At 47.6% G+C, this 25811-nt stretch carries 19 protein-coding genes; 10 read left to right on the top strand and 9 right to left on the bottom strand.

Going from position 1 to position 25811, the window contains the following annotated elements; all coding sequences use genetic code 11:
- The gene (gene ruvA, locus T491_RS0100185; protein ID WP_028902080.1) at positions 1-603 is read right to left on the bottom strand and encodes a Holliday junction branch migration protein RuvA; all 603 of its coding nucleotides are present in this window, start codon (positions 601-603) and stop codon (positions 1-3) included.
- Between the two features lie 201 nt (positions 604-804).
- Here ruvA and T491_RS0100180 point away from each other — a divergent pair, with 201 nt between their 5' ends.
- Together T491_RS0100180 and T491_RS0100175 are read left to right on the top strand one after the other, a co-directional pair.
- Complete coding sequence (locus T491_RS0100180; RefSeq protein ID WP_028902079.1) at positions 805-1704, top strand: diaminopimelate dehydrogenase; 900 nt, start codon at positions 805-807, stop codon at positions 1702-1704.
- Between the two features lie 18 nt (positions 1705-1722).
- Positions 1723-2289 carry a phosphoribosylglycinamide formyltransferase gene (locus tag T491_RS0100175; RefSeq protein WP_028902078.1) on the top strand — a complete coding sequence of 189 codons (567 nt, stop codon included), beginning with the start codon at positions 1723-1725 and terminating at the stop codon, positions 2287-2289.
- Positions 2290-2303: 14 nt separating this feature from the next.
- On the opposite strand, the gene T491_RS0100170 is transcribed toward T491_RS0100175, so the two are convergent.
- The 7 genes from T491_RS0100170 to T491_RS0100140 all read right to left on the bottom strand — a co-directional run bounded on the left by T491_RS0100170 (position 2304) and on the right by T491_RS0100140 (position 9616).
- Complete coding sequence (locus T491_RS0100170; protein ID WP_028902077.1) at positions 2304-3539, bottom strand: NAD(P)/FAD-dependent oxidoreductase; 1236 nt, start codon at positions 3537-3539, stop codon at positions 2304-2306.
- Between the two features lie 27 nt (positions 3540-3566).
- Complete coding sequence (gcvPB, locus tag T491_RS0100165) at positions 3567-4973, bottom strand: aminomethyl-transferring glycine dehydrogenase subunit GcvPB (RefSeq protein WP_028902076.1); 1407 nt, start codon at positions 4971-4973, stop codon at positions 3567-3569.
- On the bottom strand, positions 4970-6289 hold the full coding sequence (gene gcvPA, locus T491_RS0100160; protein ID WP_028902075.1) for an aminomethyl-transferring glycine dehydrogenase subunit GcvPA: 1320 nt from the start codon (positions 6287-6289) through the stop codon (positions 4970-4972). The genes gcvPB and gcvPA overlap by 4 nt, the downstream gene beginning before the upstream one ends.
- Positions 6290-6296: 7 nt before the next feature.
- Positions 6297-6677: a glycine cleavage system protein GcvH gene (gene gcvH, locus T491_RS0100155; RefSeq protein WP_028902074.1), complete on the bottom strand. Its 381-nt coding sequence runs from the start codon at positions 6675-6677 to the stop codon at positions 6297-6299.
- A gap of 37 nt (positions 6678-6714) precedes the next feature.
- Positions 6715-7803: a glycine cleavage system aminomethyltransferase GcvT gene (gene gcvT, locus T491_RS0100150; RefSeq protein ID WP_028902073.1), complete on the bottom strand. Its 1089-nt coding sequence runs from the start codon at positions 7801-7803 to the stop codon at positions 6715-6717.
- Between the two features lie 44 nt (positions 7804-7847).
- Positions 7848-8558, bottom strand: coding sequence for a lipoate--protein ligase family protein (locus tag T491_RS0100145; RefSeq protein ID WP_028902072.1), 711 nt, complete (start codon positions 8556-8558; stop codon positions 7848-7850).
- Between the two features lie 89 nt (positions 8559-8647).
- Positions 8648-9616 (bottom strand): YqiA/YcfP family alpha/beta fold hydrolase, encoded by a 969-nt coding sequence (locus T491_RS0100140; protein WP_036915005.1) that lies wholly within the window; start codon positions 9614-9616, stop codon positions 8648-8650.
- Between the two features lie 106 nt (positions 9617-9722).
- Here T491_RS0100140 and T491_RS0100135 point away from each other — a divergent pair, with 106 nt between their 5' ends.
- The 7 genes from T491_RS0100135 to T491_RS0100105 all read left to right on the top strand — a co-directional run bounded on the left by T491_RS0100135 (position 9723) and on the right by T491_RS0100105 (position 20831).
- A complete protein-coding gene (locus T491_RS0100135; RefSeq protein WP_028902070.1) occupies positions 9723-10397 on the top strand; it encodes an MIP/aquaporin family protein in 675 nt (224 codons plus the stop codon).
- Between the two features lie 63 nt (positions 10398-10460).
- The gene (locus tag T491_RS0100130) at positions 10461-11642 is read left to right on the top strand and encodes a sugar MFS transporter (RefSeq protein WP_028902069.1); all 1182 of its coding nucleotides are present in this window, start codon (positions 10461-10463) and stop codon (positions 11640-11642) included.
- A 219-nt stretch (positions 11643-11861) separates the two neighbouring features.
- Positions 11862-15086: a TonB-dependent receptor gene (locus T491_RS0100125; RefSeq protein ID WP_028902068.1), complete on the top strand. Its 3225-nt coding sequence runs from the start codon at positions 11862-11864 to the stop codon at positions 15084-15086.
- A gap of 37 nt (positions 15087-15123) precedes the next feature.
- Positions 15124-16677, top strand: a complete 1554-nt coding sequence (locus tag T491_RS0100120) for a RagB/SusD family nutrient uptake outer membrane protein (protein ID WP_028902067.1) — start codon at positions 15124-15126, stop codon at positions 16675-16677.
- 32 nt (positions 16678-16709) lie between these two features.
- A complete protein-coding gene (locus tag T491_RS0100115; RefSeq protein WP_155949969.1) occupies positions 16710-18110 on the top strand; it encodes a hypothetical protein in 1401 nt (466 codons plus the stop codon).
- An 84-nt stretch (positions 18111-18194) separates the two neighbouring features.
- Positions 18195-19553, top strand: coding sequence for a family 16 glycosylhydrolase (locus T491_RS0100110; protein ID WP_028902065.1), 1359 nt, complete (start codon positions 18195-18197; stop codon positions 19551-19553).
- Between the two features lie 45 nt (positions 19554-19598).
- Positions 19599-20831 (top strand): glycoside hydrolase family 5 protein, encoded by a 1233-nt coding sequence (locus T491_RS0100105; protein WP_028902064.1) that lies wholly within the window; start codon positions 19599-19601, stop codon positions 20829-20831.
- A 21-nt stretch (positions 20832-20852) separates the two neighbouring features.
- Here the strand turns inward: T491_RS0100105 and T491_RS0100100 are convergent, their stop codons facing one another.
- Positions 20853-22502 (bottom strand): DUF6377 domain-containing protein, encoded by a 1650-nt coding sequence (locus T491_RS0100100; protein ID WP_051522874.1) that lies wholly within the window; start codon positions 22500-22502, stop codon positions 20853-20855.
- Between the two features lie 306 nt (positions 22503-22808).
- Here T491_RS0100100 and T491_RS0100095 point away from each other — a divergent pair, with 306 nt between their 5' ends.
- Positions 22809-25796: a TonB-dependent receptor gene (locus T491_RS0100095; RefSeq protein WP_051522873.1), complete on the top strand. Its 2988-nt coding sequence runs from the start codon at positions 22809-22811 to the stop codon at positions 25794-25796.
- The last annotated feature ends 15 nt before the right edge of the window (positions 25797-25811 follow it).

The following is a 25811-nucleotide window of genomic DNA, read 5'->3' as shown; positions in this document are numbered from 1 at the left end:
TTATTTTATTTGTTTGAGGGCAAGTTTCACCACTTGCTCAACAGGCGCATCGGGCTGTTCCTGCAGAATCTGGAGGACCACCTTCTGGGTAGGCGCAGGCGAGAAGCCAAGCATGGTCAACGCGGCTATGGCCTCGTCCTTCACCTGGTTGTTCACAGGTGCCGCTATCTGTCCTCCCGCAGGAATCTCGTCAGAGATACCCAATGTCACGATTTTATCTCTCAGATCGACGATGATACGCTGGGCGGTCATCTTACCAATACCCTTGATATTCTGTATCATCTTGGCATTACCCGTAGAAATAGCATTACAAAGCTCTGCCACACTCATGCCCGAAAGCATCATACGAGCCGTGTTGGCACCAACACCACTCACAGTAATCAACAGGAGGAACATCTCGCGTTCCTTTTTATTCACAAAGCCATATAATAAATGAGCGTCTTCGCGAATAGCCTCGTAAACGTAGAGTTTCACCTCCTTTTTTCCTTGTATCGCACTGAATGTGTTCAGTGATATGTTTAAACCGTAACCGACTCCTGCCGCCTCGATGGTTGCCAATGCGGGGGTTAACTCGGTCAGTTCACCCTTGATGTATTCAATCATAACTTACTATTTTGTATATATACACCTATTTAAACGAGGAAACCTTTCATTTTATTGCATATTTGGCCCATAAAGTTTCAATTTATCACAAAGTGAAAGATTTTAGATTATTTTTCTGGCAGATTGTTACGCAATTTACAAGAAAAGCATTACTTTTGCAACCGCAAATTAGGAAATAATCAAGAAAAGAAGTTTTATAATATGAAAAAAATCAGAGCAGCCGTAGTAGGTTACGGCAACATCGGTAAGTATGCACTTGAGGCTCTCGAGACCGCTCCCGACTTTGAGGTAGCAGGTATCGTGCGTCGTAATGGTGCAGAGAACAAGCCTGCAGAACTGGCTCAATATGACGTTGTAAAGGACATTCGCGAGCTGAAGGATGTAGATGTAGCTATTCTGGCCACCCCAACCCGCAGCTGCGAGGAGTATGCCAACCAGATTCTGCCTCTGGGCATCAACACTGTTGACTCTTTCGATATCCACACACAGATTCGTGGCTATCGTGAGCGCCTGATGAAACTGAACAAGGAGACAAACACCGTCAGCGTGATTGCCGCAGGTTGGGATCCAGGTTCTGACTCTATCGTACGCACCCTGATGCAGAGCTTGGCTCCAAAGGGTCTGAGCTACACCAACTTCGGTCCTGGTATGTCGATGGGCCACAGCGTATGTGTACGCTCTAAGGAGGGTGTTAAGAATGCACTCAGCATGACAATCCCCTTGGGCGAGGGTATCCACCGCCGTATGGTATATGTAGAGCTGGAAGAGGGCGCTAAGCTCGAAGAGGTAACCAAGGCTATCAAGGCCGATCCTTACTTCGCCAGCGATGAGACTCACGTGTTCCAGGTTGAGAGCGTAGACGACGTTCGCGATATGGGTCACGGTGTAAATCTGGTTCGCAAGGGTGTAAGTGGTAAGACTCAGAACCAGCGTCTGGAGTTCAACATGAGCATCAACAACCCTGCCCTCACCGGTCAGGTTCTGGTTAACGTAGCTCGTGCTTCTATGCGTCTGCAGCCAGGCTGCTACACAATGATTGAGATTCCCGTAATCGATATGCTCCCCGGCGATCGTGCCGATCTCGTTGAACATCTGGTATAAAGATGAAAATGTGAAGCTGTGAACATAGCGATTTTCGTATCAGGAAGCGGTACCAACTGCGAAAACCTGATTAAATATTTTGCTGGCTCCGAGCGTGTGCATTGCGCGCTCGTAGTCAGCAATAAGTTTGATGCCTACGCATTAGTACGAGCTGAACGTTTAGGAGTGCCCACAGCCGTAGCCCCCAAAGCAGAGCTGAACAATCCTGATGTGATGATGCCGTTACTCAAGCAATATGGCATCGACTTTATTGTATTGGCAGGTTTCCTGCCTCTGATTCCCAACTTCCTTATCGAGGCCTACCCACACCGCATTATCAACATCCACCCCGCTCTTTTGCCAAAGTACGGTGGAAAAGGCATGTGGGGACATCATGTACACGAGGCCGTGAAGGAAGCTGGGGAGACAGAGACGGGAATGACCGTACACTGGGTGACGCCCGTCTGCGATGCCGGCGAGATAATCGCCCAATACAAAGTGGCGCTCTCGCCCGATGATACTGTTGACGATATCGCCGAGAAAGAGCACCAATTAGAAATGAAATACTTCCCCAAAGTCGTCGAGGAAGTATTAAAGAGCATTTAAACTAAAGTCCGCTGCTAATCAACAGCGGACTTTAATATTTCTGACAGTGTAGGATGGATGTGGACCATATCGGCGAGTTCGGCCATAGTGGTGTGTTTGCACATCAGGACACTGACTTCCTGAATGATATCAGCAGAATGGGCGCCATAGGCATGACAGCCAAGGATAAGACCATCGGGTGAGACAAACAACTTTAACAATCCCTCTGTTTCATTCATGGCCATAGCCTTTCCATTGGCGCGCCAGAATGACTTTTTGCACTCGTAGGCGAGGCCTTGCTCTTTAAGCAGATCCTCTGTAGGACCTACGCAGGCAGCCTCTGGTTGGGTGAATATCGCAGCTGGCATAATGCTGAAGTCGATACCATCTTTCTTGCCAATAATCTGGTTCACAGCATGTATGGCCTGCATCTCAGCGGCATGAGCCAGCATCTGCTTGCCATTTACATCGCCGATAGCATAGCATTTACCATTTGGCCATTGACCATTTACAATTTGATAGTTATCATCCACGGGTATGGCGCCATTTGGAGCGAGATTTACACCTATTGCTTCCAAACCTAAGCCCTCAGTACGAGGCTTTCTGCCAGTAGCCATCAGGACGACATCGGCATCGATAGCTGCGATGTCCTCTACAGCAGTCTTCATCTTGAAGGTGATGCCCTGCTTTTCAAGATATTTACGCAGACGCTTGGCGATATCGCTATCAAGGGCAGGCAAACATTCCTTCAGATACTCAATCACCGTCACTTCGGTACCAAAGCGATTGAATACTGAGGCGAACTCCATACCTATCACACCGGCACCAATAATAGCCAAGCGCTTGGGCTGGGTTTCAAGGTTCAACAAACCTGTAGAATCTACCACACGCGGATCATCCTTCCCCTTGATGGGGAGCCATTTGGTTTCGGAGCCAGTAGCAATGATGATGTTATCAGCGGTGTAATCGCCAACGGTATGAGCATCTGTAAACACGCCATTCTCGCGCACCAACGTGATGTTTGGATGTGAGAGGATGCCCTCCACACCCTGACGAAGTTGGGCTACAACGGTAGCCATACGCTCACGCGCCTCGGCAAAGGTGGCGCTATGCACGTAGGTCTTAGTGGGTATACAACCCACATTCAAGCAGGTGCCGCCCACCTCAGAACCTTCGAAGACAACAACCTTCAGGCCTTGTTTAGCTGCATATTCAGCGGCGCGGTAACCACCTGGGCCCGCGCCGAGGATAATGAGATCAACTTTTTCCATTGAACATTGACCATTGAGCATTGAACTTTACAACTCTGCCTTAAGCTGACGATAGGTTGTTACAGGATGCTTAGCGGCGAGAACATCGTCGACACGTCCGATAGGTGTAGTGTGTGGTGCACTCTTCACCAGGTCGGGGTTGGTCTTAGCCTCCTCAGCAATCTTTCGCATCACACCAATGAATCCATCAAGCGTCTCCTTCGACTCGTTCTCAGTGGGCTCGATCATCAGGCTCTCGTGGAACAGCAGAGGGAAGTAGATGGTGGGTGCATGATAACCGTAGTCGAGCAGTCGCTTGGCCACATCCATCGTGGTTACTCCTGTACTCTTATCCTTCAGTCCGTCGAACACAAACTCATGACAGCACAAACCATCAATAGGCAGTTCGTAGACATCCTTCAGACTCTCCTTGATATAGTTGGCATTGAGTACTGCCAACGGACCAACCTCCTTGACATGCTCACGGCCCAACGAAAGGATATACGCATAGGCACGCATCATCACAGCATAGTTGCCTTGATAGGGCGACACGAAGGGGAAGCAATCCTGCAATCCCTCGCGAACACCTACAGGACCTGAGCCAGGACCGCCGCCACCATGAGGCGTTGAGAATGTCTTATGCAGGTTGATATGCATCACGTCGAACCCCATATCGCCAGGACGACAAGCACCAAGCATTGGATTCAGGTTAGCACCATCGTAATACATCAATCCACCGCAGTCATGTATGAGTTTTGCAATCTCGGGGATACGGGTCTCGAAAAGTCCGAGGGTATTAGGATTGGTCATCATCATGGCAGCAATCTCCTGACCTTGTTCAGCCACGATACGCTGCAGATCCTCGAAGTCAACCTGACCATTGGCCAGTGATTTCACCTCAACAATCTCCAATCCGCATACTGCTGCCGAGGCTGGATTAGTGCCATGTGCGCTATCAGGTACAATTACCTTTTTACGCAGCAGGTCACCACGCTGGCGATGATAGTTATCGATAGTCATCAATCCCGTCAGCTCACCATGAGCACCAGCGTATGGTTTAAAGGTGAAGTGAGCCAAACCAGTAAGTTCGCAGAGCGATTTCTCCAAAAGTGACACCAAAGCCAAGGCACCCATCACCGTCTTCTGAGGCTGCTCTGGATGCAGATTCTGGAACTGAGGCAGAGCGGCCATCTCCTCGTTGATTTTGGGATTGTACTTCATGGTACAAGAGCCCAACGGATAGAAGCCGGTATCTACACCAAAGTTATTATTCGACAGATTGGTATAATGACGCACCACCGTGAGCTCGTCGCACTCAGGAAGTTCAGCATCCTCAGCACGCTTCATCGAAGCAGGTATCTCGTAACTACCATAGTTATTCTTTGGCAGACTGTATCCTTTGCGACCCTCCTTTGAGAGTTCAAAGATCAGATTTCCATAGAGTCGGTTGTTCATAGGGCTGCTATCTTTACGAGGTTATCAATTTCTTCCTTAGTACGCTTCTCAGTAACAGCGAAGAGGATGCCATCGGCCAACTTAACACCACCAAGGAATCCTGCATCGACGAAACGCTTCTGCAATGCATCAACATCGCCGTCGTACTTTACATAGAACTCATTGAAGAAAGGTTGATTGAAAACCAGATGGAACTTACCTGTTTCAACAAGTTTATCGTAGAGATAGTGAGCTCCTGCATACGAGAGTTCGGCAGCCTCTTTCACACCCTGCTTACCCATCAACGAGAGATAGATGGTAACAAAAAGCGCCATCAGACTCTGATTCGAGCAGATATTTGATGTTGCCTTCTGGCGACGGATATGTTGCTCGCGAGCCTGAAGGGTAAGCACGAAAGCACGCTGGTCGCGATTATCCTTTGTCATACCAACGATACGACCAGGCATCTTACGAATCAACTTCTCTGTGCAACACATATAGCCCACATAAGGACCACCAAACAACATAGGAATACCTAACGACTGACCATCGCCAACAGCGATATCAGCACCCCACTCACCAGGAGTCTTGAGCACAGCCAGATCAGCAGCCACACTGTCCATGATGAATAGCGCCTTATGCTCATGGCATGCCTCAGCAAAACCCGTAAAATCCTCAACGATGCCATACACATTTGGCTGCTGAACTATGACGCCGGCAACAGTGTTGAGTGATGAGAGTTGAGTGTTGAGTGATGAGAGGTCGGTAACACCATCTTTGAGAGGTATCGTAACCAGTTCGATGTCCTGATGGAGGGCATAGGTATCAAGAACCTTGCGTGTCTTGGGATTCAACCCCTCAGAGACCAGTACTTTATTCACTTTCTTACCAGCTGCGACTGCCATCATCATCGCCTCGGCACAGGCGGTGGTGCCATCGTACATCGAGGCATTGCTGATGTCCATACCTGTCAGTTCGGCCATCATGCTCTGATACTCAAAGATATAGTGCAATGTGCCCTGAGAGATCTCTGCCTGATACGGCGTATAGGACGTCAGGAACTCTGAGCGTTGCAGCAGACTTGGTATTACCGATGGTGTGTAGTGATCGTAAACCCCATAGCCGGCAAAGCAGGTGAGCTGCCGGTTCTGCGACGCCAACTTCTCGAAGGTGTCGCGCACCTCCAGTTCGCTCATCTCCAACGGCAGCTGGTAGTCGCCCTTGAAGCGGATGCTGTCGGGAATCTGGGCGTAGAGTCCGTCGAGGTCTTTAACCCCCGCCTTCTCCATCATCGCCTTCAGATCTTCCTGAGTATGCGGAAAATACTTATAATTCATAATCTAATTACTTCTCGCAGAAGGCAGCGTAGGCCTGGGCATCCATGAGGTTGTCGAGCTCTGCCTTGTCGCTCAGTTCCACTTTGATAATCCAGTTCTCGAAAGCATCCTGATTGATCAGCTCGGGCTGGTCGTCGAGGGCTTCGTTCACCTCAACCACCGTGCCGCTCACAGGCGAGAACAGATCGCTGGCAGCCTTCACGCTCTCCACGGCACCAAACTCCTCACCAGCAGTCACCTCATCATCCACGTCGGGCATATCCACATATACCACATTACCCAAGGCGTTCTGTGCATAGTCTGTGATACCGATGAAACCAAAATCACCTTCTACTCTTACAAATTCGTGCGACTCTGAGTAGTAGAGTCCTTCAATTACTTTAGCCATATAGTTCTATTTTTTAATTATTACACTTTTCAATTCTTTAATTTTTCTTGTAGCTCTTATTATAGAATTGTTTCTTAACCACCTTACCTGGGAACACTTTCTTGCGAATCTGAATCTGCACCTCGGTATCGAGTTTAGAATAAGCAGCATCTACCAGCGCCATGCACACGCTCTTATCTGACGACAGGGTGTGGTAGCCAGTGGTTACCTCACCAATAGGCTCACCTTCCATGTTAAGTACGGTATAACCATGACGTGGGATAGCCTTGTCAAAGAGCTCTATACCAACAAGTTTCTTTGCTGGTCCCTCAGCCTTCTGCTTGGCGAGTGCCTCCTTACCGATAAACTCAGCCTTATCGAGTTTAACGAACATACCAAGGCCTGCCATAATCGGAGTGATGTCAGCAGAGAGCTCATCGCCATAAAGAGGCAGACCAACCTCAAAGCGCAGTGTATCGCGACAACCAAGTCCGCAAGCCTGAACACCAGCAGCAATCAGTTTATCCCAACACTCGTTGATGTACTCATGCGAGCCGTATATCTCAAATCCATCCTCTCCTGTATATCCAGTACGCGAAATGATGACATCACCAATCGTCTTGCAGGTGTAGAATGTCATCTCTGCGCATGGGATACCAAGAACAGTCTCAACTGTATGTTCTGCCTCAGGCCCCTGAACGGCTATCTGCCCATAGTAGTCGCTACGGTTCTGCAAGTCGATATCGAATCCTTCGGCCTTCTCCTGCATCCACGCCCAGTCCTTATCGATATTGGCGGCATTGATCACCAGGAAGAAGTCGTTCTCGCCCATCTTATATACCAGCAGGTCGTCCACCGTGCCGCCATTCTCGTAGCACATCATACCATAGTATATCTTGCCTATGGGTGCGCCAGCGATGTCGTTCGTAAAGATATGCTGTACGTAGCGCTCGGCATCGGGTCCTTTCACCGTCACCTCACCCATGTGACTCACATCGAAGAGGCCTACATGTTCGCGCACAGCCGTATGCTCGAGTGCGATGCCGGCACTCTGGTACAGTAAGGGCATATCAAAGCCGCCAAACTCCACCATCATTGCACCAAGCGAAATATGCTTGTCATAAAGACAAGTACGCTTGGTTTTCACGAATATTTCTTGTTTTATTGCCATAGATTATTGTTGTTTTATTTTTATTGTATTAAGTGAATAAAGTCTTGTTTAAGATAAGTCTGCTCAATTTCTTCAATCCCGGCCACCTGTTCCTCGGTAAGCACCAGATTGCCGTCGCATAGTGTATCGCGTATCTTCTGTTTTATCTCTTTGAGCGAGAGCGGGGTGTAATCTTTAAGCAAGGTTATGCGTTGCCTAACACTTTGTATACCTTTCTTTTCAAGTTTCTCGGCACTCGGAGTGATAGCGTTCAGCATGTGTTGCATATTTGTGTCGTAGAGCATGGTGCTATGAACAATGCTACGCCCAGGCAACTGATAGAAAGCCGTTCCGCAAACCTTCCGGTCGCCAATCATAATGTCGTTATGAGCGGTGCTTGTGGCAGTAACACCTATCTTGTGCAAGGCCAGCTGTATCATAGTAACAAAGCGATTAAAGGTAAAGCCAACGTTATCGCCATCGGTAACCATCGACAACATCAGGTTGTCCATATCGGCATAGACGCAGCCACCGCCACTTTTCCTTCGAACTACACGTATATCATGCTCGCGACAATACTCCAGATTAACTTCGTTTTCTACTACCTGATTCCGCCCGAAGATAACAGTTGGTGCCACCTGCCACATAAAAAAGCAATCGGGCTCGCTAATATGGCGGGCCACATATTCCTCCATCGCCAGATAGAACGACAGTTGACGGTTTTCGTTAGTAGGCAAGGCGATATATTTCATACGTAAAGCAAAGTCGTTAAAACTTCTGCAAAAATATGAAGATTTTATGTAACCGCCAAACTATTTCCTCTAAATTTTACTAAAATCTTTCATTGTCCGCCCAACCTCTCGAAGTAGGGAATTATGTCGTCCCACGTCTTGAAGGTATCAGAGCCGAATTGTATCAATGTAGCCATACCATCAACCTTCTGTGTATCAATTAGATAGTCGCCATAGAGAAGTTGCGGTTGGTTGGTAAAAATGATATGACTGTAGGCTGGCACATTTATGTACTCATACAGCCAGTCGTTCACCTCTGCATAGCTACTTGTATCTACCGTAGCAGGGGCAACAAAGTATAGCTGATAAGTCTCAATCAACTGGCGGATAGCCTTTTGCGACGAACTGCGAGGTTTGCCGTACTGATCTATCAGCGCATTTGTGCTGATGTATACGATAGGACGTTCCCTACCCTCCTGTCGATCGCTTACCCAACGAATGACAGGCACCACAGAGTGCATAAACGAATTGTCGTTCATGCGATGCTCGCCGTGGAAACGTACAGCCTGATGGTAGTGTTCGCGAAACAAGTCGTATGTATCTACCGTAGTGTCTTCGTCGCCAAACAAGCCCCAAACATGCTTTTGTTCGTCGGCATCATCAGCCTGGGCAAAGCAACGTTCGGTAATATCCTTATATTCCTTGACCAGGACCTTGGTGACGATAAAATCCTGCACACCATCCTGTCGGGGATTCTGATAGTGTTGTGCCCCTATCATACCATGTTCCTTCATGGTGTCGCCCATCCTCAGCGCAGGGTTCACCAGTATACGATCGTAGCCATGCAGCATCTCGGCATACATGCCGCCCATCGATGTGCCGATAATCAGGTCAGGATTCTCGGTTTCACATATCTTATATAATAGACTCAAGGCCTCCTCTGGGTGTATTGGCAGGTCGGGAGCTATCACATTAGCCTGAGTCAACACCTCGCGGATACGTGTAACTGTGCCCGACTGTCCTGATGAAGCAAAGCCATGCACATATAATACTTTTTTGTCCTTAAATAATTCCATCATGGTGCAAAAATACAAAATAATTGCGAATTTGTTTGCTCGAAACGAATTTATTTGTATCTTTGCAAGCAAAAAACTATATATTGAATAACGTTAAACCGTAGAGATTATGAAAAAGTATTTAGCAGAAATGGTAGGCACAATGGTGCTGGTACTGATGGGGTGCGGCGTGGCCGTTAGCCTGGGTTGTGATCCTGTAAACAATATTCCCGCTGTGGTGGGAACGGCTCTGGCTTTTGGCCTGGCTGTGGTGGCGATGGCCTATACCATAGGCGGCATCAGCGGCTGCCACATCAACCCTGCCATCACTCTGGGCTGCTTCCTGAGCGGTCGAATGAGCGGTAAGGACTGTGGTATGTACATTGTGTTTCAGGTGATTGGTGCCTTTATCGGTTCGCTACTGCTATATATTCTCACTGAAAACGTTCCCGGTCTGGAGGGTACTGGTGCCAACGATTTACAAGCCAATGTCAGCGTTTTGGGCGGTTTGTTGGCTGAGATCATCTTCACCTGCGTATTCGTACTCGTAGTGTTGGGAGCTACCGCCAAGACCAATGGTGCCACTAACAACTTTGCTGGCCTGGCCATAGGTCTGTCGCTGGTACTGGTTCACTTAGTATGCATCCGTTATACCGGCACATCAGTCAACCCTGCACGCTCTATTGCACCAGCTATCTTTGAGGGTGGTACAGCTCTGGCCAATCTATGGATATTCATTGTTGGTCCGCTGGTTGGCGGTGCCTGCGCTGCTGGAATCTGGAAAATGATAGATACAAATAAATAAAAAGGAAAGAAAACTACAGTGAAACAAAACAACGGACTTTTTAAAGCAAACGGCACCAACTATATGGTGCCGTTCGTATTGATTACAACACTCTTCTTCTTGTGGGGCTTTGCCCGTGCCATTCTTGATGTGCTCAACAAGCACTTCCAGAATGAGATGCACATCTCCATCACACAATCGAGCCTAATTCAGGTTACCACCTATATGGGCTATTTCCTGATGGCAATACCCGCAGGACTGTTTATTAATCGTTTCGGCTATCGTCGTGGCGTCGTGTTTGGCCTGCTGCTCTTTGCCCTCGGGTCGTGGTTATTTGTGCCGTGCACTGAGGCTGGCACACTTGATGCCTACCTGTTTGCACTGTTCATCATCAGCGTAGGATTGGTATTTCTGGAAACAGCAGCCAACCCCTATGTGACCGAACTAGGCGGTAAGGAGACGGCGTCGAGTCGCCTCAATCTATCGCAGTCGTTCAACGGCCTGGGATGCTTGTTTGCCACCTTTGCCGTGGGCCAGTTCCTGTTTAGCAACGGTGGTAATGTGGAGATACCCTACGTCATTTTAGGGTTTGTAGTACTGGTAATAGCAGTCATTTTTTCACGCGTCGATCTGCCCGAAATCAGACACAACGACGGCTTGGAAGAAAAAGCCAAGTACGGTCGAGAGCCACTCAAACGCATCTGGCGACACAAATACTTCGTCTATGGCCTCATTGCCCTGCTATGTTATGAGATAGCTGAAATTTCCATCAATAGCTATTTCATTAACTATGTGACGGGTATGGGGTGGATGGACGACCGTACCGCCTCGATGGTACTCACTGGTGCACTGGCATTCTTTATGGTAGGTCGCTTCGGTGGCAGTTTCATCATGCGCTGGATTCCCGCAGAACGGATGCTGATGATTTGCGGTTGTGGCTGCGTAGCCTGTACCATGCTGGTACTCATGAACTTCGGTCGCGTGTCGTTAATCGGTCTGCTGGGCATCTATCTGTTCGAGGCCATCATGTTCCCCACCATCTTCTCATTGGCAGTTCGTGGACTGGGCTCACTCACTAAGAGCGCATCGTCGATACTTATGATGACCCCAGTGGGTGGTTGTGGTTTCCTGCTGGTGGGCCTCATCGCTGATGCTACCGACATGGTCGTTCCCTTCATCATCCCCCTACTTTGTTATATCACGGTAGGCCTCTATGGTTTCGGTTTGACTATCCATCGCATAGAGAAAAGTACCTTCCAACGCTAAAATGTAAGAAATACACCTCTATATTTCATCCACTCTTTTAAAGAATGTAAAATTGGCTAAACGGTTGAAACATAACCGTTTAGCCAATTTTCAAATCTACAAACATCCACTTTTCCTGCTAAAAGCAAATGTGCATATCAAAAAAACCATTAAATTTGCATCGGAAAAACCTAAGTGGGTAAATTCTAACTTATAATTAACATTTAATAAAACCAAAGTATGAAACAAAGCAGGTTAATGACGATGTTGTTGGCACTTATGGTGACCATGACATCTTGGGCCCAGGGCATCCTGGGTACTGTGGTTGACGATCAGGGCGAACCCGTTATCGGCGCCTCCATCGTCGAAAAAGGCAACCCCAAGAACGGATCCATTAGCGATTTTAATGGTCAGTTCACCATCAACGTGAAGGGGGGTACACCTATCATTATTTCTTATATTGGCTACCTGAAACAAGAGGTAAAAGCCACCAACAACATGAAAGTGGTGCTGAAGGAAGACGCTAAGACACTGCAGGACGTGGTGGTGATTGGTTACGGCGTTCAGAAGAAGAGCGTAGTGACAGCCTCTATCGCCAAGGTAAGCGCCGAGGATCTGGAAGGAAAGACACCCGTGCGTATCGACAACGCACTGAAAGGTCTGGCCGCTGGTGTGAACGTAACATCATCTTCTGGTCAGCCTGGTGCTTCACCTCGCGTACGCATCCGCGGTACAGGTACTATTAATAACAGTAACCCTCTTTATATCGTTGATGGCATGCCTATTGAAGGTGGTATCGACTTTGTGAACCCATCAGATATCGAGTCAATCGAAGTACTGAAGGATGCCGCTTCGGGTGCCATCTATGGTGCACGTGCTGCCAACGGTGTCGTACTTGTCACTACCAAGAAAGGTAAGATTGGCAAGGCCAGCATCAACTATAACTTCTCTATGGGATGGCAGAGTGCTTGGAAACGCAGAGATGTTACCAGCGCCACAGACTATGCCATTCTGCAGAATGAGTTACGCGTAAACGGTGGACAAGCTCCCCTCTACGCCGATCCTTATAACCTGACCGACACCAACGGCAATCCTATCAATGGTTTCGGTACCGACTGGCAGGACTTGGTATTCAATGACAACGCACCTGTACAGAACCACGAAGTAAGCATTAGCGGTGCCTCGGAAAAGTTGAACTACTACCTGTCACTGGGCTACTACAATCAGGAAGGTATTGTAGGTGGTAATTATGGTCAGTCTAACTATGAGCGTTTGAGCCTGCGTTCAAACAATTTCTACAACGTACTCGACGCTACTAAGGAGCGTAACTTCCTCAACAAATTGGACATTTCTGTCAACGTAGCTTATACACGCATCAAGAGTACTGGCGTGAGCGAAAACTCTGAGTGGGGTTCAATTCTGGGTTCTGCCCTATACCTGTCACCCACCATCGCTCCTACTGTTACCAATCAGGAAATCGCTAACCAGATGCATCAGAACTACGAAGTAGAGAAGGAAGGCAAAACAGCCTACGAGCTGCAGCGCGACGCAAACGGAAACTATTACACTGTTCCCGGAATGTTCGGCTCATACGCTGAGATGAACAACCCACTGGCACTGCTAAACATGAATCCTACCAAGAACTGGAACCACAAGTTCGTTCCCAAGTTCACCATCGATCTGCAGCTGTGGGATAATCTGAAGTATCATTTCAACTATTCTGTCGACATGTCGTTCTGGGGATATGATGCTGCCACCTTGTCAAAATACTACCACTCTGGTAATGCCAAAGGAGAGCATACCTCAGCCAGCACTCAATGGAACAAAGGTACTAACTGGCAGGTAGAGAACACACTGACTTACGACAAACAGTTCGGCAAGCACTCTATCGGCGTAGTACTGGGTCAGAGTGCCATGAAGAATAAGGGCGACTATGTAGGTGCTGAGCGCTGGAATATTATCAACCTCGACAAGCCTTACATGAGCTATACCAACTCTAACGTCATCTACAAGGTTGATGAGAACGGCAAACTCATTGGCACTCCTTACGCAGAATTCAGCGGCTGGGGTGGTCCAAATGTTGAGCACCGTATCAGTTCGCTCTTCGGACGTATCAGCTACAACTACGACGAGAAGTACATGTTCCAAGGAACTATCCGTCGCGACGGTTCAAGCCGCTTCGGCGCCAACAACAAGTATGGTACATTCCCATCAGTATCTGTAGGTTGGAACATCATGAACGAGAAGTTTATGGAACAGACCCGCAATTGGCTCACAAACCTGAAATTCCGCGCCAGCTGGGGTAAGAATGGTAATGACAACATCGGTGACTTCCGTTACACTGTATCTAATGCCATGGGTAACAATGTTTACTTCGGAAACCCCGTAGTGAAGCAGATTGGTTCAAAGGCTTCTACAACAGCTAATCCAAGCATCAAGTGGGAGGAGTCAGAGCAGACCGACCTCGGACTCGATTTCGGTTTCTTCAACAATGCCCTGACTTTCACTGCTGACTACTATATCAAAAAGACCAACGGTATGCTCATCGAAATGCCTATCCCAAGTTACGTAGGTGAGAGCAAGCCTATTGGCAACGTTGGTGACATGGAGAACAAGGGTGTTGAGTTCGAATTAGGCTACAAGTGGAACATTGCTGATGCACGTTTCTCAGTAAAAGCTAACGCCACCTATACCAAGACAACCCTGAAGAACTTAGGTAACGAGTCAGGATTCATTGACTACGATGGTGTTCAGGGCTTCACTGGCGGTTCACTCTCGCGTGGTTCTAATGGCATGCCTTTCCCATATTTCTATGGTTACAAGACAGCTGGTGTATTCCAGAATCAGGCAGAGGTTAATGCCTACACCAACGCTGATGGAGGGCTGATCATGCCTAACGCACAGCCTGGTGACACCCGCTTTGTTGACGTTAATGGTGACGGACAGATCACATCAGACGACCGAACCATGATTGGTAAAGGTACACCTGACTGGAACTTCGGTCTGAACTTCAATGCAGAATGGCGCGGCTTTGATTTCAACGCCTTCTTCCAGGGGGTTGCTGGTGCTGATGTATTCGACGCCACCTACCGTACCGACGTAACTGCAGGTAACTATCCAACCTATATGCTGAATCGCTGGACTGGTGAGGGTACCTCTAATAAATACCCTATCCTCCGTGCGGGTGACAACACCAACTGGCAGGTAAGCGACCTCTACATCTGCGATGGCAGCTACCTGCGTCTGAAGAACATCTCTTTGGGTTACACCGTGCCACAGAAGTTTACTCGTAAGGCATTCATTGAGCGTCTCCGTGTATTCGTGATGGCAGAGAACCTGCTCACATTCACCAAGTACTGGGGATTCGACCCCGAGATCTCTTCTGGTGGTACTTCATTAGGTATCGACAAGGGTGTTTACCCTCAGGCACGTACTTATACCATCGGTGTAAACGTAGCATTCTAAGACAACTATTCGTAGAATCAATAAAGCAAGAAAATATATGAAAACATTCAAATATATAACCATGAGTCTGCTCACAGCAGGTGCCGTTCTGACCTCAAGCTGTGGCGATGACTTTCTGGAGGTGACCAACCCAAATGGTGATTTCCTTGAGGACTATTATAAGACAGATGCCCACCTGCAGGAGGCACTGATAGCAGCCTACGACCCTATTCACTGGCCTGACTGGGGACTGGGACAGTATAACGCCCTGAACATTGACGCTGAGATTATGGGCGACAACTTCTGGGTTGGTGGAGAGACCAAGAACGACATGCAGAACTGGCATATGCTCTCTAACTTCGAAGGCAACGAGAACAATACGCTCTCTTCACTTTGGACTGTTGACTACTCTGGTATCAAACGCTGCAACGACCTGCTTCATTATCTGGACTGGGCCGACGAGAGTGTGACCGAATCAGCTAAGAAGAGCTATGAGATGCAGGCTCGTGCCATGCGTGTATTCTACTATAACATGTTGTGGCACTACTTCGGAAACATTCCTTTCTACTTGGTAAACCTGAGCGCTCCATACACTGCCCCACAGCTGAAGGCTGACGAAGTTTATGCTGAACTAATCCAGGAACTGGAGGAAGTCATCAACTCAAAGGTACTCCCCCTACGCTGGGACAACGCCAATGCCGGACGTGCCTCACAGGCATTCTGCTACATGATGTATGCAGAGATGGTGATGTACCAGAAGGATAACAGCCGTTACAGCAAAGCCCTCGAGTACATGGATGAGATTATCAAGTCAACAGACTATGAGCTCAATCCCAACTTCGCCAACATCTGGTATGTAGAAGGCGAGTGGACCAAGGAATCTATCTGGGAGATCAACTACGAGGATGGCGGTAATGAACGTGGCTGGAGCAGTCCTCTGGCAGTAGGTGGCACCGTACTTCCTACCCTGATTTCACCTAACAACTTTGTTGCTACAGGCGAACCCGATTGGGATAATATGAGTGGCGATGGATGGGGATTCCTCCCTGCACGCATAGAGGCTTACGATAAGTTTACTGCCGATGATGTTCGTCGTGATGCAACCATTCTCGACTTCCGTGCCCTCAACGGCAAGGACGAGGCTGAGTCGTACCACCGCCGTTATCAGGATACCGGTCTCTGGTTGAAGAAGTACAGCAAAGTGACAGGAACATGTGCAGGTGCATCGTTCGACAATAACCTGAACTTCAACAACAACTACCGCTACTATCGCTACAGCGAGGCACTGCTCAATGCTGCTGAGCTTATTCTGCAGACAGGAGGCAATGCTGCTACTGCTACACAGTATGTCAACCAGGTACGTTCACGTGCAGGTATAAGCACACTGGCCAGCGTCACTATCGACGACATTCTCAACGAGCGCGACCTCGAGTTCATGGGTGAGGGTAAGCGTTACTGGGATCTGGTTCGCTCTGGCAAGGCTGCCACCGTATTGGTTCCAGACCAGTATAACTATCGTACCAACTCTTGGACTGAGAAGAAGAAGTACATTCCCATTGCACAGGGTGAGCTCGACTCTGATCCAGCACTCGTGCAGAATGACTATAAGTAATAGATAACTGATAATAAGTAAAAACAGAAATTATGAAAAATATAGCAAAATACATGGCTGGTGTTCTGCTGATGGGCCTGACGATCACATCGTGCTCACCGGAGAGCTTCGATGGTGCCAACGGCAGTCTGCCTTCCATCAACGACTACGCTGACAACTTCAACGTAACAGTAGACCAGGCAACCAATATCGCCACTTTCACATTCACAGGTGCCCAGGGTGTAACACCTTATTGGGTTGTAGATGGCGACACTGAAAACGCAACTCGTTCGGGTGCCTTCAGCTTCACTAAATACTGGCGTAAGAAAGGTGACCATAAGGTAGAGTGCCGCGTACTGGGCAAGAATGGCATGAGCGACGGTGCAATCACCAAAACTTTCACCATCGAGAAGACCAAGATGAACGGTTTCGGTGGATTTGATACTGAGAACAACAACATCCTGAAAGATGCTAATCTTAGTGATTTCTCAACATGGTTTGCAAATTCCGGTTGGGCCCCCTACGATGTACAGCCCTCACCCAAATACAACAATGGTGAGATTTCTATCCACTGGAATGAAGTAGGTCCAGACCGCTGGCAGGGTCAGTTTGCCCTGAACAACATGGGTATCACCCTGTCGAAAGACAAGAAGTACGACTTCTCATGCATCATCACCTCAACCAAGACACATGGTGGCTTCAAGATCAAGATCTGTCAGCAGGACAACGATGACAACCTCCTGATGGACAAAGACTTCAAGATCAGCGAGGCTGGCGAGCCCAAGTGCTTCTATGCCACAGAGCTGGATGGTATTGATGCCAGCAACGCCAAGATCGTGTTCGACTTTGGTGGTGGCCAGCCCGACACAGAATTTCTTATCGAGAATCTGGTAATCGTTGACCATGAGCTGAATGAAATTGAGGCTCCACAGGAACTGGCTGCAGAGTTCAACTACAACGATCCTAAGAACCTGTGGAAACAGATTGATGACGAACAGGCCTTCGAAGAAGGTTGCTGGTATGGAGATGCCGGTTGGGGCGACATGGGCTTCACACCTGCTGACCTGAAGTCGGTTCACCAGGGCGCCAAGCACACCATCACCATCCCTGCAACAACGGTCAATGAGCAGTGGCACGCCCAGTACTCACTGAATCTGACCAAGGGCATCGAATTACCATTTGAAGGTACCGACAAGATTGATTTCTCTTGTCACATCACCACATCAGCCAAGTTGCCTGGTGCCACATTCAAGTTAACACAGGCAGACGATGACAACAACTTCTTCTTTGCCGATCGTATAGAAATCAAGAAAGGCGAATGGGTGGTTCGTTATGAGAATGTACCTTTGAAAAAGGAACAAGCTGCTGCAAACATCAAGTTTGTCTTCGACTTTGCTGGTGCTGAGGAAGGCACAGAGATTACAATCAGTAACATCACTATCTTCAAGAAATAATTAGATGTTTTAAATTGGAGGTTGTATCTATTGTAACAACTTAGATACAACCTCCTTTATACCTTTATAAAAATAAGAAAAAAGATGAAGAATATGATAGCCATGAGCATCTTGTCGTGTGTATTAACCCTTTGTTCATGCGGCGGCAGCGAGAATGGGCCTGAAGTAGTAAAGCCATCAGAGGTTTCATGTACACCAACATCCATTGAGGCACCCGCAGTCGGTGGTACATTTACAGTGAATGTAACAGCCAGTGGAGAATGGACTGCATATACCGAAAACAACGATTGGGTAAAAGTATCTACCATGGGGTCGGCTTCTACAAAAGGAACAGCCACAATCACAGTAGCTGCCAATAAAGGCACCGCACGACAGGCCGTTGTAAACATCAAAAGTGGCACGGCGCGGCAGGCTGTCAGCATTAGTCAACAAGCACCATTACAGGTTTCAAAAAGTGAAATCCGCATGTCTTCAAGAGGTGAAAGCATCACTGTTAATGTAGATTGCCCCACCGAATGGACGGCTATAGCCAGTGACAATTGGATTACAACCACTAAGAACGGTAACCAACTGACTATTACCGCTGCCAAAAACGAATCAAAACAGTCACGTCAAGGCAAAGTAACCGTAAAAAATGACAACGAACAAGCGGAAATCAGAGTTATACAGAATTCGGCAGAAGACGCCGATATCAACACGCCTGAAGGCTACACTTTAGTATGGCACGACGAGTTTAACGAGGGGGATCAGCTCAATAGCGCTAACTGGGAATGGGAGAATCAGAATGCAGGTTGGGTAAATAACGAGCTGCAATACTATCGCCCAGGTACCAGCACCATCAGTGGTAAACATACAACCGAGTTAGCTGACGGATTCCTTAACATCAATTGTTTTAAGGGTGAAGATGGCAAAGTATATTCTGGTCGTATCAATGCCAAGAACGGCGGCCAAGGTTGGAAGTATGGTTATATAGAAGCCCGCATGATGCTTCCTCAAGGCAAAGGCACTTGGCCAGCCTTCTGGATGATGCCTATCAGTGTAGATTGGACAAATGAGGGATGGCCTAAGTGCGGCGAGATTGACATCATGGAGGAAGTAGGATGCGTGCCCAACGAGGTGTCATCGAGCTTGCACGCTGAGGGACACTACCATGCCAACAACACCCAGATCACAAAAGCACGCAACATCGGCACTGCCGAGACTGAGTTCCACACCTATGCCATCGAGTGGACAGCCGACTACATCAAAACCTATGTCGATGGTGCCCTCCTGCTCTCGTACGCCAGCGACCACACTATACGCAATTACCCATACGACAAGCCCTTCCACATTATTCTAAATCTGGCATGGGGTGGCTCTTGGGGCGCCATGAACGGTGTTGACGAAAGCGCTCTGCCCCTTACCATGAAGGTTGACTATGTACGCGTATTCCAAAAACAATAAGAGAGGCATCCAGTAATAAGAAAACATCATTATTATAGCATCACTATGAAAAAAGCAATCGTTTATCTGGCCGTGTTGTTATGCGCAGCCTGTACCACGAGAGGTGGAGATAAAGACGCAAACGGTTTTGTAACCATTCAGGGACATGACCTGATCAAACCAAACGGCGAGAAACTGCTGATACAAGGAACGAATCTCGGCAACTGGCTGAATCCTGAGGGATATATGTTCGGTTTCGGACGTACTAACTCGCCATGGATGATCGACCTGATGACGAAAGAAGCCGTAGGACCTGATTTTACGGCTGAGTTCTGGCAACAATTCAAAGACAACTATGTGACCAAGGACGATATCGACTTCATTGCCAAGCAAGGGGCAAACACCATCCGTCTGCCTTTCAACTACAAGCTCTTTACCGATGAAGACTATATGGGACAGACTGGACAAAAGGACGGCTACCAACGCATTGACTCTGTAGTGAACTGGTGCAAAGCCAACAACCTTTATCTGATACTTGATATGCACGACTGTCCAGGTGGACAGACGGGCGACAACATCGACGACGGACACGGATACCCATGGTTGTTTGAAAGTGAAAAGAGCCAAGAACTGTTCTGTAAGATATGGCAGCAGATAGCATACCGGTACAGCAAGGAGACCACCATCTTAGGCTACGAACTGATGAACGAGCCCATTGCTCACTATTTCACCAATCGCGATTCACTCTATACCCTGCTGCAACCTCTTTACAAAAAGGCGGTACAGGCTATCCGACAGGTAGACAAAAACCATATCATCTTGTTAGGTGGTGCCCATTGGAACAGCTTCTTCTGGATGCTGGATGATGCCAGCTACGACGACAAACTGATGTACACCTGCCACCGCTACGGCGGTCCTGCCACCAAGGAGGCCATCACGCACTACATCAACTTCCGCGACTCCATCAACCGCCCCATGTATATGGGCGAGTTCGGTCACAATACGATGGAGTGGCAACGCGACTTTGTGAGGGTACTGAAGGACAATAATATCGGCTACACCTTCTGGCCATATAAGAAGGTTGATAACTCGTGTATGATGGCCATCAAGCGCCCAGAGGGCTGGGACAGCATCGTGGTAAAATACTCAGAAACATCACGCAACACCTACCAGGAGTGGCGTGAAGCACGTCCTGATCAGGCACAATTCCGACAGATGCTCAAGCAGTTTGCTGAGAACTGCCGCTTTGAGAACTGCACCCCACAAAAGGACTATATCCAGAGCATGGGCATGCAATAGCCAAAAGACAGACTTAAAGAGTTATCCTTCAATACCAATCTCTTTAACGAGCCGCTCGAAGTCATCGCGATTTCCGGCGGCTTTATTCTTGATACGAGTACGATAGGAATAAATAGAATTGGGCGAATAGCGTAAAAACTCAGCAATACGCGAACTCTCATCAATACCTAAGCGGATTAACGCAAAGATACGCAAATCGGTATTCAAGCGATTATTACCTGTAGGATAGATTTCCTCTCCTGGGCGTAGCAGAGCATTGAAATCACGTATGAACGTTGGGAAGAGGCGCAGAAACACGTCATCGAAATTATCGAAGAGTTCCTTCAACTCGTCTTCTTTCAGCTGATTGCTATTAGTCATACGCAACAAATCGTTCTGTTGACCGGCTTTCAACTTACGATTAATCTTGATACGGTAGTTGTCGAGTTTATCAATATACTCCGAACAGATGCTGAGGAATTTGCCGATATACACATCCTTCACGCGATTTGAATCATTGAGTTGGCGGTTGGCCTCAGAGAGGTCTGTATTGCGTTCTGATAGCTGGGCATTCAGCAAGGCAAGCTCATCGTTAGCAGTTTTCAGTTCGTTACGAGCAATTGCTAACTGTTTACGTTTTTTCTGAACATAGAGTAAAAGTATCAACAAGCCAATCAATAACAGACTGATGGCAACGACTGTAAAACGAAGGTTAGTATTGGCCTGATGCAAACTGTTTTTATACTGGTCGTTGATGCGGGTAAGGATGGGTGACACTTGCCATGAACGCATATGGGTACTAAACTGAGAGATACAGTTCCACGAAAAATCCATATACCTATATGCACGATCCAAATCACCATCGTACTCAACCAACGAGTTGGCCAGACTCCAAAGAGCGCCCTGGTCCATGATGGCCAAACGGATATCAGTGAGTGCCGAGCGGATGAGCCAGTACTGCTGCAATTCCACATTGCTTTGAAGACCTGAGTTCACTGCCTTCTTCTTATATATTTCCGAGCGATAAAACGCCATAATAGCGTACTGACGGGTGTTGGGTTTTACCAATTGTAGCCACTTGTCGCTATAAGCCAGAGCCTCATCGAGCTGATTCTGATTATTGAGTACCTGTGAGCGTAACCCCACATACTCAGCTGACTCTGGAGGGAGAAGATTGAACAGTGAATCGCGAATCACATCTGCCCGTTTAAAGAACTGACTACTTAAACGTTTCTCGTGAGAGTAATAGCCCATCTCGCCATACAAGTCCTTACGCCCACTCAGATAAGTAATCATCATATCCTGTGTGAGTTGGCTCACATCTATAGCCTTGAAATGATACTCAGCTTCTGGATAGAAACCTGTATCCGCCAATTGGCAGGCCATAGCCAATTGACTCTGAGTCTTTAAATCCTGTCGTCCTAAACGATCAGCACAATCCATACAGACCTGCAGGTAGTGGATAGCTGAATCATTGACAAAGGTGGCATACTCACGATATAGACTGAAAGCAAACTGATACTGTTCCTGATCATTTCGAGCCGAATCATACTGACGGTTCAAAGTGCGGATGACGTCAGATTTCTGTTTTTGGTAATAAGCTGAAGAATCGATTGCAGCATCAAGTTGACGATAAAGCATCGCAAGATTGATCTCAGCAGACCAACATACAGAAACGTCTATAATTATCATTAAACACAAAATAAACAGTCTTCTCATTATTGTTTTAGAATTATTGATGATGCAAAAATACAAATTTTCTGTGAAACAACCAAATTTATATCCTGATATTTTATATAAAAACCTCTAAAATTATCTATATTTTCAGAATATCCACAGCAGCACTTATCACCTGATTATCAAATACTTATATTTTAAACCACAACAAATACATCTATATTATAGCCTTGATTACCCACATGCATATTGTTTTTATGTTTAAATTTGCACCCAGAGACGAATAACTCCAAAAAATCTTAAGTAACTAACAAATTAATTATGGTACAAAAAGAAGAAAGAAGAATTCTTAAGTCTGGCAAATTCAGCTGGCTCATGATTCTGATGCTACTGGTTACCCTCCCTGCCTTCTCGCAAGTGCAGAAGATTGAGGGTACGGTATTTGACTCACAGGGAGAACCTGTGATTGGTGCTTCGGTTATTGAGATTGGCACATCGAATGGTGTGGCTACCGATCTCGATGGAAAGTTCTCGCTCAACGTGAAAGCAGGTTCACGCTTGCGCGTATCATTTATTGGTTATCAGACCAAAGAGGTGAAAGCCGCCAACGGAATGAAGGTGACACTTGCCGACGACAGCAATCTACTGGAAGAGGTGGTTGCCATCGGTTATGGTTCAGTAAAGCGAAAGGATGTCACTACAGCCGTAAGCAGTGTATCAACCAAAGACCTCGAGAACCGTCCGATTGTATCAGCCGCTCAGGGTATGCAGGGAAAGGCCGCCGGACTGCAGATTTCACAGGCTAATGGTCAACCTGGTAGTGCCCCTACCGTACGTGTGCGTGGTACTACTTCACTGAATGGAAGTAACAACCCTCTGTATGTAGTTGACGGTGTGCCTTTCGAGGATATCGACTTCTTGGCAGCAGATGATATCGACGACATCCAGATTCTGAAGGATGCATCAAGTGCAGCCATCTATGGTAGCCGCGCTGCCAATGGTGTGATTATTATCAGCACCAAACAGGGAAAACAGGGTGTAGCAAAGGTGAGCTTGAACGCACACTATTCTTTTTCACAGGTAAACCATACGCCCAAAGTACTTAACGCCTGGGAGTATAAGGAACTGATGGACGAAATCGGTCTGGTAAAACTGCCTGAAGGTCTGGAAGACCAGACCGATTGGAAAAAGGAGACCTTCCGTACAGGTGCTGTCCAGAACTACCAGTTGCAGATTACCAATGGTACCGACAAACTACGTTACTACTTGTCGGGCGGTTACACACGTGAGAACGGTGTCATCAAGGAAACCGACTTTGAGCGTTATAACTTCCGTGCTGCTGTAGAAAATGATCTGCGCAAGTGGTTGCGTTTGAACGCCAGCGTAACTTATTCCGACTATACGTATCGTGGTAGTATTATCTCTGGTAATGGTGCTAACCGTGGTGGTGTGCTGATGTCGGTTATCAACACGCCCACCTATGCTCCCATCTGGGATCCTGAGAATCCAGGTCAGTACAACGATAATTTCTATGGCGTAAACATCACCAGTCCACTGAATAACATTGCCCGTACCAAGGACAACCGTTCAAACTACAACAAGCTGATTGCCACAGGTAAGGCAACAGTTTACTTCATGCCTGAGCTCACATTTTCATCAAGTTTGTCGATGGAACGCACGCAGGGCACAACCATGAACTTCCTCGATCCATTCGAGACACTCTATGGACGCAATACAAACGGTACAGGTTACGATGCACGTAGCATCCGTACCACACTTACCTTTGATAATATCCTGAACTTCAAGAAGAATATCGGTGCTCACGGTTTCGATGTAATGTTGGGTTCATCAGGCACAAGCGACAAGAGCTCTAACAACTGGATTAACGGTTCGAACTACGCCAATGCAGATATCAAGACCCTGAACGGCGCCAACAAGATTTCGTGGACAGGCACTGGTTCGTGGGCAGGCCATTGGGCTATGCAGTCATACTTTGCACGTCTGTCGTATAATCTCAACGACACCTATCTCTTCACCGCCAATATGCGTGCCGATGGTTCATCGAAACTGGCTCCTGGTCATCGTTGGGGTTACTTCCCTTCATTCTCAGCAGCATGGCGCGTTACTCAGGAGAAGTTTATGAAGAACATCTCTTGGATTGACGACCTGAAAATTCGTGGCGGTTGGGGACAGACCGGTAACCAGAGCGGACTGGGCAACAACAGCTATCTGGCCTCATACAACATCAACCGCATTCAGTGGTTTGGCGAAGGCAACGATGAGAATGCCACACCAACCCGCAGCCAGAGTTCACTCTCTAATCCCGAGCTTACTTGGGAGACAACCACACAGACCGACCTTGGTATTGACATTACTGTGTTGAAAAACCGCTTGACACTGTATGCCGACTACTATTACAAAAAGACCAGCGATATGCTGATGTGGATTACACTGCCTACAGGTTCGGCAGCTGCTAACTCACTGCCTTACAACGGCGGCGAGATTGTGAACAAGGGTTTCGAGTTTACCCTGAGTTCAAAGAACATTGTTGGCAAGAACTTCAATTGGAATACCGACTTTAACATATCGTTCAACCGCAACGAGCTGAAGAGTCTAAAGCTGACACAGATTTACTACGCCGCCACCACCACCGACTTTATCAAAGAGGCTGTGGTACGCAACACGCCAGGTCGCCCATTGGGTAGTTTCTGGGGGTATATTAGCGATGGTGTAGATCCTGAGACTGGCGAACTGATGTACCGCGACGTGAATGGCGACGGCATGATTTCTGCATCTGACCGCACTTATATTGGCGATCCTAACCCCGACTTCACTTTTGGTCTCACAAACACCTTCTCTTATAAAGGTCTGAACCTGAGCGTACTCATCCAAGGCAGCTATGGTAACGATGTTTACAACGTAGGCCGTATGGAGACTGAGGGTATGTATGATGGTAAGAACCAGACCACACGTGTGCTGGAGCGCTGGCGCGTACCTGGACAGATAACCGATGTGCCCAAGGCTGGTTTCGAAATGCACAACTCAAGCTACTTCCTCGAAGATGGTTCATATATCCGTCTGAAGGATGTATCTCTCTCATACGATGTACCCCGCCATATCATTAAGCGTATTGGACTGACCAAGTTGCAGCCATATATGTCGGCAACCAATCTGCTCACTCTCACCAAGTACATGGGCATGGATCCAGAGGTCAACCAGAATGGCAACAGTGGTGCTGTTCAAGGCCTCGACTGGGGAACATATCCTCTCTGCAAATCATTCTCAATTGGATTGAAAGTTGAATTTTAATTAAGTATCAAGATT

This window comes from Prevotella sp. P6B4 (genome assembly GCF_000619985.1).
Classification (GTDB): Bacteria; Bacteroidota; Bacteroidia; order Bacteroidales; family Bacteroidaceae; genus Prevotella.
This window is presented reverse-complemented; position numbering and strand designations above follow the sequence as displayed.

Coding starts and splice junctions, on each gene's coding strand:
- T491_RS0100105 (WP_028902064.1), top strand. CDS start 19,599: ATGAAAAAAGCAATCGTTTATCTGGCCGTGTTGTTATGCGCAGCCTGT.
- gcvPA (WP_028902075.1), bottom strand. CDS start 6,289: ATGAATTATAAGTATTTTCCGCATACTCAGGAAGATCTGAAGGCGATG.
- T491_RS0100135 (WP_028902070.1), top strand. CDS start 9,723: ATGAAAAAGTATTTAGCAGAAATGGTAGGCACAATGGTGCTGGTACTG.
- T491_RS0100130 (WP_028902069.1), top strand. CDS start 10,461: ATGGTGCCGTTCGTATTGATTACAACACTCTTCTTCTTGTGGGGCTTT.
- T491_RS0100140 (WP_036915005.1), bottom strand. CDS start 9,616: ATGATGGAATTATTTAAGGACAAAAAAGTATTATATGTGCATGGCTTT.
- T491_RS0100180 (WP_028902079.1), top strand. CDS start 805: ATGAAAAAAATCAGAGCAGCCGTAGTAGGTTACGGCAACATCGGTAAG.
- T491_RS0100145 (WP_028902072.1), bottom strand. CDS start 8,558: ATGAAATATATCGCCTTGCCTACTAACGAAAACCGTCAACTGTCGTTC.
- T491_RS0100110 (WP_028902065.1), top strand. CDS start 18,195: ATGAAGAATATGATAGCCATGAGCATCTTGTCGTGTGTATTAACCCTT.
- ruvA (WP_028902080.1), bottom strand. CDS start 603: ATGATTGAATACATCAAGGGTGAACTGACCGAGTTAACCCCCGCATTG.
- T491_RS0100115 (WP_155949969.1), top strand. CDS start 16,710: ATGAAAAATATAGCAAAATACATGGCTGGTGTTCTGCTGATGGGCCTG.
- gcvH (WP_028902074.1), bottom strand. CDS start 6,677: ATGGCTAAAGTAATTGAAGGACTCTACTACTCAGAGTCGCACGAATTT.
- T491_RS0100120 (WP_028902067.1), top strand. CDS start 15,124: ATGAAAACATTCAAATATATAACCATGAGTCTGCTCACAGCAGGTGCC.
- T491_RS0100100 (WP_051522874.1), bottom strand. CDS start 22,502: ATGATAATTATAGACGTTTCTGTATGTTGGTCTGCTGAGATCAATCTT.
- T491_RS0100125 (WP_028902068.1), top strand. CDS start 11,862: ATGAAACAAAGCAGGTTAATGACGATGTTGTTGGCACTTATGGTGACC.
- T491_RS0100095 (WP_051522873.1), top strand. CDS start 22,809: ATGGTACAAAAAGAAGAAAGAAGAATTCTTAAGTCTGGCAAATTCAGC.
- T491_RS0100170 (WP_028902077.1), bottom strand. CDS start 3,539: ATGGAAAAAGTTGATCTCATTATCCTCGGCGCGGGCCCAGGTGGTTAC.
- gcvPB (WP_028902076.1), bottom strand. CDS start 4,973: ATGAACAACCGACTCTATGGAAATCTGATCTTTGAACTCTCAAAGGAG.